At 58.0% G+C, this 12,165-nt stretch carries 10 protein-coding genes; 7 read left to right on the forward strand and 3 right to left on the reverse strand.

Features of this window, described 5'->3' with window-relative positions; genetic code table 11:
- Positions 1-92: 92 nt before the first annotated feature.
- Positions 93-1,046, reverse strand: a complete 954-nt coding sequence (rfaD, locus tag BN1135_RS01985; protein ID WP_042018450.1) for an ADP-glyceromanno-heptose 6-epimerase — start codon at positions 1,044-1,046, stop codon at positions 93-95.
- A 158-nt stretch (positions 1,047-1,204) separates the two neighbouring features.
- Between rfaD and BN1135_RS01990 the strand changes: the two genes are divergently transcribed.
- The 5 genes from BN1135_RS01990 (at position 1,205) to BN1135_RS02010 (ending at position 7,259) form a co-directional block, all read left to right on the forward strand.
- A complete protein-coding gene (locus BN1135_RS01990) occupies positions 1,205-1,849 on the forward strand; it encodes a TetR/AcrR family transcriptional regulator (protein ID WP_042018451.1) in 645 nt (214 codons plus the stop codon).
- Positions 1,850-1,964: 115 nt separating this feature from the next.
- Entirely contained in the window at positions 1,965-3,155 is a 1,191-nt protein-coding gene (locus tag BN1135_RS01995; protein ID WP_005342487.1) for a glycine C-acetyltransferase, read from the forward strand.
- Between the two features lie 55 nt (positions 3,156-3,210).
- A complete protein-coding gene (gene tdh / locus BN1135_RS02000) occupies positions 3,211-4,239 on the forward strand; it encodes an L-threonine 3-dehydrogenase (protein WP_033137598.1) in 1,029 nt (342 codons plus the stop codon).
- A gap of 197 nt (positions 4,240-4,436) precedes the next feature.
- A complete protein-coding gene (locus tag BN1135_RS02005; RefSeq protein WP_042018452.1) occupies positions 4,437-4,892 on the forward strand; it encodes a c-type cytochrome in 456 nt (151 codons plus the stop codon).
- Between the two features lie 84 nt (positions 4,893-4,976).
- Positions 4,977-7,259 carry a putative bifunctional diguanylate cyclase/phosphodiesterase gene (locus BN1135_RS02010; RefSeq protein ID WP_042018453.1) on the forward strand — a complete coding sequence of 761 codons (2,283 nt, stop codon included), beginning with the start codon at positions 4,977-4,979 and terminating at the stop codon, positions 7,257-7,259.
- On the opposite strand, the gene rep is transcribed toward BN1135_RS02010, so the two are convergent.
- Positions 7,256-9,268, reverse strand: a complete 2,013-nt coding sequence (gene rep, locus BN1135_RS02015; RefSeq protein WP_042018454.1) for a DNA helicase Rep — start codon at positions 9,266-9,268, stop codon at positions 7,256-7,258. The genes BN1135_RS02010 and rep overlap by 4 nt on opposite strands.
- 181 nt (positions 9,269-9,449) lie before the next feature.
- Here rep and BN1135_RS02020 point away from each other — a divergent pair, with 181 nt between their 5' ends.
- Both BN1135_RS02020 and BN1135_RS02025 read left to right on the forward strand, forming a co-directional pair.
- Positions 9,450-10,670 carry an aminotransferase class V-fold PLP-dependent enzyme gene (locus tag BN1135_RS02020; protein WP_042018455.1) on the forward strand — a complete coding sequence of 407 codons (1,221 nt, stop codon included), beginning with the start codon at positions 9,450-9,452 and terminating at the stop codon, positions 10,668-10,670.
- A gap of 13 nt (positions 10,671-10,683) precedes the next feature.
- Complete coding sequence (locus BN1135_RS02025) at positions 10,684-11,118, forward strand: SufE family protein (protein WP_042018456.1); 435 nt, start codon at positions 10,684-10,686, stop codon at positions 11,116-11,118.
- A gap of 21 nt (positions 11,119-11,139) precedes the next feature.
- On the opposite strand, the gene tcdA is transcribed toward BN1135_RS02025, so the two are convergent.
- Complete coding sequence (gene tcdA, locus BN1135_RS02030; RefSeq protein WP_042018468.1) at positions 11,140-11,976, reverse strand: tRNA cyclic N6-threonylcarbamoyladenosine(37) synthase TcdA; 837 nt, start codon at positions 11,974-11,976, stop codon at positions 11,140-11,142.
- Between the last annotated feature and the right edge of the window lie 189 nt (positions 11,977-12,165).

Genomic DNA, 12,165 nt, shown 5'->3' on the forward strand with positions numbered 1-12,165 from the left:
GGAACAGCAAGCAGCCACAGACACCAGAAACCGGAAGCAGGCGAGTGCCCACTTCCGGTTTTGCGCTCAAACTGCCGCGTTGTGCTCACCCGTTAGCGGTTGAGCCAAGCCATGTAATCCGCTACCCCTTCGGCAACGGTTTTAAACTCGGCGTCATAACCGACACTGCGCAGCTTGGTCATGTCAGCCTGGGTGAAGCTCTGGTAGCGACCCTTGAGGTGATCCGGGAAGGGGATGTACTCGATGGCACCCTTCTGATGATGCTTGATCACCGCTTCGGCCACGTTCTGGAACGGCTCGGCACGGCCGGTACCGCAGTTGAAGATGCCAGAGTGCTGCGGGTTCTGCCAGAACCAGAGGTTTACCTTGCAGACGTCGTCAATATAGATGAAGTCACGCATCTGGCCACCGTTCGGGAAGCCATCGCAACCTTCGAACAGCTTGGGATTCTCACCCTTCTTCACCTGGGTATTGAGGTGGAAGGCGACAGAAGCCATGGAGCCTTTGTGCTGCTCGCGCGGGCCGTAGACGTTGAAGTACTTCAGACCGACCACCTGAGAGTTGATCTCCGGCATCCAGCGGCGCACGTACTGGTCAAACAGCTGCTTGGAGTAGCCATAGACGTTGAGCGGCTGTTCGAACTTGGGATCTTCGATGAAGTTGTCGTTGCGGCCACCGTAGGTCGCTGCAGAAGAGGCGTAGATAAACGGAATTTCACGCTCGATGCAGTAGTGGAACAGATCCTTGGAGTACTCGTAGTTGACCTCCATGATGAACTTGCCGTTCCACTCGGTGGTGGCAGAGCAGGCGCCTTCATGGAAGATCACCTCGATGCCATCCCACTCTTCGAAATCGTCACCAGACACTATACGGTGCTGAAACTCTTCCTTATCCATGTAGTCAGCGATGGTCAGATCGACCAAGTTGACGAACTTGGTGCCGTCGGTCAGGTCATCAATGACCACGATATCGGTCCGTCCTTGAGCGTTCAGCTGCTTGACCAGATTGCTGCCGATAAAGCCAGCACCGCCAGTTACTACGATCATGGAGTTTGCCTCTCGTACGTTGATGGCTACATGTGACTGCTTGTTAAAGCTGTGTATAGTGAGCCAATTTGAAATTGCCGAAAAGTTTATCACGGGCGGTCTGGGGATTCGACCTTGTTAAAATCGCCCCCAGACGAAACCCGCTGGAGGAATGAGTGATGAAAACCAGAGACAGGATCATTCACAGCGCGACCGAGCTGTTCAACGATCAGGGTGAGCGCAACATCACCACCAACCATATTGCGGCGCACATGGGCATCAGCCCGGGCAACCTCTATTACCACTTCCGCAATAAAGAAGACATCATCCACTCCATCTTCGACCAGTATGCCCGCCATCTGAGCGAGAGCTTCGTCCCGACCCGCAACCGTGAAATCACCCTGCAGGATCTGATGGGCTATCTGGATGCCATCTTCTATCTGATGTGGCAGTTCCGCTTCTTCTACGCCAACCTGCCGGACATCCTGAGCCGTGACGAGCCGTTGCAACAGAAGTACCTCAAGGCTCAGGAGCAGATGCGAGCATCAGTGGTCGCCCTGCTCAAGAGCCTGCGCGAAGGGGGCATTATCGATGTCAGTGACGAAGACCTGCCGGATCTGGGCCAGACCATCAAGATGGTGGTGACCTGCTGGATCCCGTTCCAGATTGCCCAGGCGCCCAACACCCGCATCACCAAGCCGCTGCTCTATCAGGGAGTGTTGAAGGTGCTATTCCTGCTGCGCCCCTATGTGCAACCTCAGGTGGCCGGACAGATCCAGCAGCTGGAACAGCATTACCGTCAGCTGGCCCAACCAGCTGGGTGAGATCTGTTTCACATTTGTTGAATATCAGCACAATCATTTGAATTAGCCGCAACAGATTGCAGTAAAATGTTGCCCTCTGTTGATACGCAGCTGAAATAGCCAATAAGGATCGAGGATGTCTAACGGATTCTATCGTCACCTGACCGAGCAACTGAACCAGGTACAAGCTGAAGGGTTGTACAAGCAGGAGCGCATCATCACCTCCGCCCAGCAGGCCAGCATCGCCGTCGGCGGTGAGCAGGTACTGAACTTCTGTGCCAACAACTATCTGGGGCTGGCCAACCACCCGGATCTGATCGCCGCCGCCCATCAGGGGCTCGACAGCCACGGCTTCGGCATGGCTTCAGTGCGCTTCATCTGTGGCACCCAGGACCAGCACAAAGCGCTGGAACAGAAGATGTCGGCCTTCCTCGGCACCGAGGACACCATCCTCTACTCCTCCTGCTTTGATGCCAATGGCGGTCTGTTCGAGACCCTGTTCGGCGCCGAAGATGCCATCATCTCCGATGCCCTCAACCACGCCTCCATCATCGACGGCGTGCGGCTGTGCAAGGCCAAGCGCTATCGCTACGCCAACAACGACATGGCCGAGCTGGAAGCCCAGCTCAAGCAGGCTGACGCCGATGGCGCCCGCTTCAAGCTGATCGCCACCGACGGCGTCTTCTCCATGGATGGGGTCATCGCCGACCTCAAATCCATCTGCGATCTGGCCGACAAATACGATGCGCTGGTGATGGTGGATGACTCCCACGCCGTCGGCTTTATCGGCGAGAATGGTCGTGGCACCCACGAATATTGCGGCGTGATGGATCGGGTCGACATCATCACCGGCACCCTGGGCAAGGCGCTCGGCGGCGCATCCGGCGGCTATACCTCCGGCAAGAAAGAGGTGATCGACTGGCTGCGTCAGCGATCCCGCCCTTACCTCTTCTCCAACTCGCTGGCCCCCTCCATCGTTGCCGCCACCATCAAGGTGATCGACATGCTGGCGGAAGGTCACGACCTGCGCGCGCGCCTGAAAGAGAACAGCCGTTACTTCCGCGAGCGGATGAGCGCCGCTGGCTTCACTCTGGCTGGCGCCGACCACGCCATCATTCCGGTGATGCTGGGGGATGCCAAACTCGCCTCCGAAATGGCGAGCCGCATGCTGGCAGCCGGCATCTATGTGGTGGGCTTCTCCTTCCCGGTCGTGCCCAAGGGTCAGGCCCGCATTCGCACCCAGATGTCTGCCGCTCACACCCGCGAGCAGCTGGACAAGGCGATCGACGCCTTTATCCGCATCGGCCGTGAACTCGGCGTTATCTGATTTGAATCAAGGGGCTGCAGCCCCTTTTTTCTGCATTCATATTGAAGGAACAGCCATGAAAGCACTCTCCAAACTGCACAAAGAGGTCGGCATCTGGATGACGGATGTGCCGGCCCCCGAGCTCGGCCACAACGACCTGCTGATCAAGATCCGCAAAACCGCCATCTGCGGCACCGATATCCACATCTACAACTGGGACGAGTGGTCCCAGAAGACCATTCCGGTACCCATGGTGGTCGGCCATGAATATGTTGGGGAAGTGGTCGCCATCGGTCAGGAGGTGCGCGGCTTCGCCATCGGCGATCGGGTCTCCGGTGAAGGGCATATCACCTGCGGTCACTGCCGTAACTGCCGCGCTGGCCGCACTCACCTCTGCCGCAACACCATTGGTGTTGGCGTCAACCGCCCGGGCGCCTTTGCCGAGTATCTGGTGATCCCCGCGTTCAATGCCTTCAAGCTGCCGGACAATATCCCGGACGAGCTGGCTGCCATCTTCGACCCGTTCGGCAATGCGGTGCACACCGCCCTATCCTTCGATCTGGTGGGTGAAGATGTGCTCATCACCGGGGCGGGCCCTATCGGCATCATGGCCGCCGCCGTCTGCCGCCATGTGGGTGCGCGCCACGTGGTGATCACCGACGTCAACGAATACCGACTGGAGCTGGCCCGCAAGATGGGCGCCACCCGCGCGGTCAACGTCAGTAAAGAGAAGCTCGCCGACGTGATGAGCGAACTGGGCATGACCGAAGGGTTCGACGTGGGGCTGGAGATGTCCGGCGTGCCGAGCGCCTTCCAGGAGATGCTCGACAAGATGAACCACGGCGGCAAGATCGCCATGCTCGGCATCCCCCCTTCCACCATGGCCATCGACTGGAACAAAGTGATCTTCAAGGGGCTGTTTATCAAAGGGATCTATGGCCGCGAGATGTTCGAGACCTGGTACAAGATGGCCAGCCTGATCCAGTCCGGACTGGATCTCTCCCCCATCATTACCCACAGATTCCACATCGACGAATTCCAGCAGGGGTTCGATGCGATGCGCTCCGGCCACTCCGGCAAGGTGATCCTGAGCTGGGACAAATAGCCCATTTCAGCATTTGTTTACCCGAAACCCGGCGAATGCCGGGTTTCTTTTTATCTCCACCGCCCGAATTGCCGTGATATCGGACAAGACTTTGTACGCAGAGTGTTTAACACTTCACACACAAGCGTTTAAAAGGCCGTAACTATTCGGTTATAATCCCGTCGTTTACAGGGATAATAAAAGACTGCTGGGAGTATATGAGCGTGTTGAAAAAACTGAGCTATTTGCTGGCTGTCGGGATGACGGCCGCCAGCCTGTCTGGAGCCGTGCTTGCGTCCGCTGAGATGTCGCCGGAAGCCATTGCCGAGCGGGTCAAACCAATCGGTCAGGTCTATACCGCCAAGGATCTGGAAGGTATTGTCGGGGCAAGTGCGACTGCTGTTGCGGCCACCCCTTCCGGCCCCCGCGACGGCGAAGCTGTATATAATGGAGCCTGTTTTGCCTGTCATGCCACCGGTGCCGCTGGTGCCCCCAAACGGGGTGACAAGGCAGCCTGGGAACCTCGCATCGCCCAAGGTATTGCGATACTCAAAAAACATGCCATTGAAGGCTTCACCGGCAAGTCCGGCATGATGCCGCCACGCGGCACCTGCGCGACCTGTAGTGATGAAGAGATAGAAAACGCCATTCACTACATGATCGATAAGCTGTAAGTATTTGAAAGGGCCGCAATTGCGGCCCTTTCAATCTATCGGCTTCCGACTACTCTTGTAAGGTAGACATATCGGGAGTTGCACATGTCGTCCCAATCCATCGAACCCCACTACTCAACTCCTCTATTGGCGTTGGTCTCTGCCATTATGGACTTCCCGGCGCAGCAAACGGCCACGGCTGGGGATTACGACGCACTTATCCAGCAAATTGATCAACTCTGCCCGCTGCAACATTTCGGCATGCTGGGCCTCTCCGATACCGGCTTGAACTGGATCTACGCCCACAAGGTGAGCGACACCTTCAAACAGCAACTGGGCCGGGAGCAATCTCGCATCGCCGATCAGCTCACCCAGCTGGATGAGGCTGAGGGGTGGTGTGTCTTCCCCATCGAGCATGGCCAGATACAGTGGCTACTGGCGCGCGGCGCACCAACAGATCTACCGACCCTGCGTCTGCTGCTGGAGTGTCTGGCCAAACGGCTGACCGAAACCCAAGCGGACTATCATCTCGCTGAACTCCCTTCTCCCTTGTTCCGTAAAGATCCTAACTGGAAAAAGAAGATTGAGAGCATCAGCCGCATCATACGGTTAGCCAACACCCTGCCAGGTCAGGCGCTGTTTTCTCAGCTAGAGGCAGTACTGCGCCAGATGCTGGCCATCGAGGACATGCTGCTGGTCAGGCTCAATAGCCAGAAGCTGGAGAAAATTTATCCGGCACACCCTTACCAGAGTGATGAACTCATCAGTGGTTTATGTCACAGCACCAGCAATATCGAGGTAAACAGGGAATCACGACACTGGCACAGCATGCCGCTACGACTGCAGCAGCAGTATTTCGGCCACTTCATCATCAGCACGGCTCAACCGCTGGAGACCGATGACAAGCTGTTCCTCGATTTCTTGCGCGGCCAGCTAACCCTGTTGCTGGAGCTGAGACGGATCCGCCAGCAGCTCAACGACATCAATACCGAGGACTCGATCAACCAGCGGCTGCAACAGCTGCGCCAGACCAACCTCCGATTGCAAAAGCAGCTCAAGCAGCATCAAGAACTGGAGCGACGGCTGCAATTCGATGCACTCCACGATCCCTTGACCCAGCTACCCAACCGGGCGCTGTTGATGAACCATCTCAATCAAGCCATGACCCACTACAATCGCTACAAATCACCAGGGTTTACGGTGATTTTTATCGATGTGGACCACTTCAAGCAGATCAATGACACCCTGGGCCACAGTGCCGGCGATCAGCTGCTGAAAGAGGTCAGCCGCCGGCTGCAGACCTGTATCCGGCAAAATGATCTGGTGGCCAGACTGGGTGGGGATGAATTCGTGATTTATCTGGATAGCAGCAAACACGAGGATGACATCAGCCCGGTGCTCAACCGCATCATCAGCCGCCTCTCCTATCCGTTCAGGCTGTTAGGTAACGAGCTGAATATTACCGTCAGTCTCGGGGTATCGAGCGTATCCGAGCAAACCTCGGATATCAGCCAACTGCTCCATCAAGCCGATCTGGCCATGTATCAGGCCAAGCGCAATGGCCGCAGCCGGATCGTCAACTACTCGGAAGATTGCATCAACCAGAACTGGAACTCTCCGGAGGAGATGCTGGCCAGAGCGTTGCGAGAGGGGCGAATCGTCCCCTACTACCAACCGGTGATCCGGCTGCAAGACAGTCACCTGACCGGGCTGGAGGTAATGGCACGCTGGTTGACCGAGGAGGGAGTGCTGAAAGATGCCTTTGATTTTATTCCGCTGGCGGAGCAATGTGGTCTCATTCTCGAGCTGGATTACCAGATCCTGCGGCGAACCTGCCAACAGTTAAAAAACTGGTTGCCGTTCTCGGGACAAAGCAAGTTCAAGGTCGCCATCAACCTCTCGGGCAAGCACCTCGCCAACCACGACCATATCATGCGGCTGATGGCCATCATTGAGGAGGTGGGGGTTGCCCCCAACTACCTGATTTTTGAATTCAACGAGCGGGAATTGTCACGACAGGATTCCGATGCGCTAGCGTCCTTGCATGACTTGCGAGCCAAGGGCATCCAGATCAGCTTGGATGATTTTGGCACCGGCTTCTCATCCCTCAATGCCCTGTTTCACTTTCCGGTGGATTACATCAAGGTGGATGACAGTTTTACCCAACGCATGCTGCAGTCACCCAAAGATTTGGCGTTGATCCGCGCCATGCGGGATATCTGCCAGGATCTTAATTACACCCTGGTGGTCGAGGGGATCGAGAACCAGCAACAGTTGCAGAAGCTGATCGACATCGGCTGCCAGATGGGACAAGGGCGATACATCTCCCCCCCTATGCCCGGAGCCGACATTGTGCCGCTGCTTGCCCCGGCCAGCCCATCGCTTTAGTCCTTCTTGAACATCGCCCGCAGATTGGCAATGCCCACTTGTCCTTTCTGCTGGCGCTCCTCGGCCGTCACCTTCTTCTGATTTTCCCACTCCAGATCATCCTGCGGTAGTTCCAGCAAAAAGCGGCTCGGCTCTGGCCGTACCGACTCGCCAAACTGGCGCCGCTCCTTGCAGAGGGTGAAGGTCAGCTCGGTCTGGGCCCGGGTGATGCCCACGTAGGCGAGACGGCGCTCCTCCTCCACATTGTCTTCATCGATGCTGGTCTGGTGGGGCAACAAGCCCTCCTCCATCCCCACCATATAGACATAGGGGAACTCCAGCCCCTTGGATGCGTGCAGGGTCATCAACTGCACCTGATCCGCATCGTCCTCCCCCTCGTTGCGCTCCATCATGTCACGCAGGGTGAGGCGAGTGACCACCTGAGCCAGCGTCATCGACTCCTCCAGCTCATCCCCTTCCAGCATCTCGGTGATCCAGCGATAGAGGGTGGAGACGTTCTGCATCCGCATCTCGGCCGCTTTCGGGCTGGGGGAGGTCTCGTAGAGCCACTCTTCGTAGTGGATCTCCTTGATCATATCCCGCACCGCCTCCACCGGATTGCCACGCAGCGCCTGATCGCCAAGGCGCACCAGCCAGTTGGTGAACGCCTGCAACGCAGAGAGACCACGCCCGGAGAGGTGCTGCTCCAGCCCCAGCTCGAAGCTGGCGGCAAACAGACTCTTGCCGCGCTGGTTGGCGTACTGACCCAGCTTCTCCAGCGTGGTGGGACCGATCTCGCGGCGCGGCAGGTTGACCACCCGCAGGAAGGCGGTGTCCTCGTCCGGATTCACCAGCAGCTTGAGGTAGGCCATGATGTCCTTGATCTCGGTGCGGGAGAAAAACGAGGTGCCGCCGGAGATGCGGTAAGGAATGCGGTTGGTCATCAGCGCCTTCTCGAAGATGCGCGACTGATGGTTGCCCCGATAGAGGATGGCGTAATCCTTGAACCGGGTGCGGTTCATAAACTTGTGGCCCATCATCTCGGCGGCGATCCGCTCCGCCTCGTGCTCTTCGTTCTTGGCGAACAGCACCTTCAGCTTCACCCCCTCATCAAGCTCGGAGAAGAGCGCCTTGTCATAGACGTGCGGGTTGTTGGCGATCAGGATGTTGGCGCACTTGAGGATACGTCGCTTGGAACGGTAGTTCTGCTCCAGCTTGATCAGCTTGAGGCTGGGGAAATCTTCGCTCAACAGCACTAGATTCTGCGGCTTGGCACCGCGCCAGGAGTAGATGGACTGGTCATCGTCCCCCACCACGGTAAAGCGGGAGCGCTCACCGACGATCTGCTTCACCAGCTCGTACTGGCTGGTGTTGGTGTCTTGGTACTCATCGACCAGCAGGTAACGGATCTTGTTCTGCCAGCGCTCGCGCACCTCCTGATTACTCTTGAGCAACAGAGTCGGCATCACGATGAGATCGTCAAAATCCAGCGCGTTATAGGCCACCATCTGACGGTGATAACGCTCGTAAAGCTGCGCCATCAGCACCTCTTCCGGCCCACGAGCGATGCGCATGGCACGGGCAGGCAGGATAAGGTCGTTCTTCCAGTTGGAGATCTGGCTGATAAGGGCCGAGAGCTTGTCCTTGTCGTTATCGAGCTCGTCTTCGGTGAGCTCCTTGAGCAGCGCCAGCTGGTCAGTGTCGTCGAACAGGGAGAAGTTCGCCTTGAGATTCAGGCTCTTGTGTTCACGGCGAATGATATCGAGACCCAGGGTATGGAAGGTGGAGACCATCAACCCCCGCGCCTCCTTGCGCCCCAGAGTCTGACCGACCCGCTCCTTCATCTCCCGCGCCGCCTTGTTGGTAAAGGTGACCGCAGCGATATTGCGCGCGTTGTAGCCGCACTGCTGCACCAGATAGGCAATCTTGTTGGTGATGACGCGGGTCTTGCCCGATCCGGCACCCGCCAGCACCAGGCAAGGGCCGGAAACATACTTGACCGCTTCGTTCTGATTGGGGTTGAGCTTCATGGGCCGGATCTCTTGGCTTATGATGAGGGGCGGCATTGTACCAGAAATCACCCGACGAGCCGTACCTGCTGCACGGCAGACAACCGCCAATCGGGCTCATCGCGCCTTGTGTTCGGGCGCTATTTTCAGGATCATGGCCGACCTTTCGAGATGATGACTTTTTCCAGATGATGAGGGGAGCATGAATCAGCAACAGCATGACCGACTGCGCAGCCAGTTTCCGGCCTTGGCGCAGGAGGTAAACGGCCACCCTCTGGTCTATCTGGACAACGCCGCTACCACCCAGAAGCCGCAAGCAGTACTGGATGCGATCGCTCACTACTATCGGGCGGACAACGCCAACGTGCACCGCGCCGCCCACGCCCTGAGTGGCCGCGCGACCCGCGCCTTCGAAGCAGCCCGCAAAACGGTCGCCCGTTTTATCAATGCGCCCCGCAGCCACGAAGTGATCTGGACCCGTGGCACCACGGAAGCGATCAATCTGGTGGCCCAGAGCTGGGGGATGAGCGAGCTCAAGGCGGGGGACGAGATAGTACTCAGCACGCTAGAGCACCACGCCAATATCGTCCCTTGGCAGCTGATTGCCCAGCGCACCGGCGCGGTGATCCAGGTGATCCCCCTCGATGAGCGGGGCGACCTCGACCTGGCCGCCTATCACGCCATGCTGGGGCCACGCACCCGGCTGGTGAGCCTGGCCCACGTCTCCAATGCCCTCGGTACCGTCAATCCGGTCGCCCGGATGGTAGAGGCCGCCAAAGCGGTCGGCGCCGTGACCCTGATCGACGGTGCCCAGGCGGTGGCCCATCTCGAGGTGGATGTGCAAGCCATCGGCTGCGACTTCTACGCTTTCTCCGGCCACAAACTCTATGGCCCGACTGGTATCGGCGTGTTGTGGGGCCGCACCGAGCTGCTGGAGCGGATGCCGCCCTGGCAAGCAGGTGGCGAGATGATCGATCGGGTCAGTTTCAGCGGCACCACCTTCAATACCCTACCCTTCAAGTTCGAAGCGGGTACTCCCCATATCGCTGGCGCTATCGGCCTCGCCGCCGCCATCGACTTTGTGATGGCGCAAGACCGGCAATGGCTCGCCCAACATGAGCAGGCCCTGACCGACTATCTGGTCGCTGGCCTGCAACAGGTGCCGGGGCTGCGTCTGGTCGGCGAACCCGGCCAACGCGCCGGTGCGGTCTCCTTCCTGCTGGAGGATATCCACCCGCAAGATGCCGCCACCCTGCTCGATATGCAGGGGATCGCCCTGCGAGTCGGCCATCACTGCGCCATGCCACTGATGGAATCGCTCGGGATCGGCGGCACCATGCGCGCCTCGCTGGCCTGCTACAACAATCGGGACGATGTCGACGCCCTGCTGGCCGCCCTGCACAAACTCAGTGACTTCTTCTAAGGCAGACAACCGAATGAGTGACCTCGCAAGCTATACCCAGATTGGCCTTGAGCCCAACGCCGACAACATCCGCCAGCAGTTTGCCGCAGCAAATGGCTGGGAGAACCAGTACCGGCTTATCATCCAGCTCGGCAAGCAGTTGCCGGCGCTACCCGGCGCATGGCAGCAGGAAGAATTCCGCCTCAAGGGATGTGAAAGCCAGGCCTGGCTGAAGGGAGAGAAAAGCAACGATGGCTGCTGGCACTTTGCCTGTGATTCCGACGCTCGCATCGTGCGGGGCCTTATCGTCATCGTGCTGGCGGCGCTCAACCACCAATCCGCAGCGGCGATCCAGGCTTTTGATATGGAAGGGTATTTCATCGAATTGGGCCTTGAGAAACACTTGAGCCCGTCACGGGGTAACGGGCTCAGAGCGATCGTGCTGGCGATCCGAGATCAGGCGGTTTAACCCGCCTTGTTCAGTGGTCGATTACGCTTCGCTAATCGACCCTGCTGCTTCATTCCCGGCCTCTTTCTCAGCGCGGGCACCCCGCTCGGCAATCTTCTTCAATACCCGGGAAGCGGCAACCAGCCCAAAGGTTGCCGTCACCGGCGTCACGGAGCCAAAGCCGGAGGCGCAATCCATCTTCATGGTGCCATCGCTGGCCGCCTTGGCCTGACAGGTGCCACCATTGCCATCCGGATAGCTCAGTTGCTCGGTTGAGAAGACACACTCCACCGCAAACCTGCGCGCCGGATTCTTGCTGAAGTTGTGCAATCGGCGCAAGTCAGATCGCACCTTGGCCGCCAACGGATCCTGAATGGTCTTGGCCAGATCGGCCACCTTGATTTGGGTCGGATCCATCTGCCCGCCAGCACCACCCGCTACAATCACCGGGATCTTGTTACGCTTGCAGAAGGCTATCAGCGCCACCTTGGCCTTGACCGAGTCGATGGCATCCACCACATAGTCAAACTCTCGCTTGATATGCTCGGCCAGATTGTCGGCAGTGACGAAATCGTCCACTTCGATCACTTCGCAATCCGGATTGATGGCGCGAATGCGCTCGGCCATCACCTCGGTCTTGAGGCGACCGACCGTACCCTGCATGGCGTGGATCTGGCGATTGGTATTGGTGATGCAGATATCATCCATGTCGATCAGGGTGATCTGGTTGATACCGGCACGGGCCAGCGCCTCCGCCGCCCAGGAGCCAACGCCGCCGATCCCCACCACACAGACCTTGGCCTGGCTAAAGGAACGCAGGGCGTTCTGACCATAAAGACGGGCAATGCCCCCGAATCGCTGTAGATATTCTGCTTTCATACCACCACCTTGCTTGAGGGCGGCCATTATAACGACAACTAAAGCCAGCGGCGATGACAGATCCGGAGAAAATAGAGGAGGAAAAACAGAGAAAACGGCAGAAGAAGAGGGAATAAAAGGTCAATTATCAGGCGATTTACTGAGTTGCAGGCAATAAAAAACCCCGCTTATCGAGCGGGGTTTCTTGTA

Source organism: Aeromonas sobria (genome assembly GCF_000820145.1).
Taxonomy (GTDB): domain Bacteria; phylum Pseudomonadota; class Gammaproteobacteria; order Enterobacterales; family Aeromonadaceae; genus Aeromonas; species Aeromonas sobria.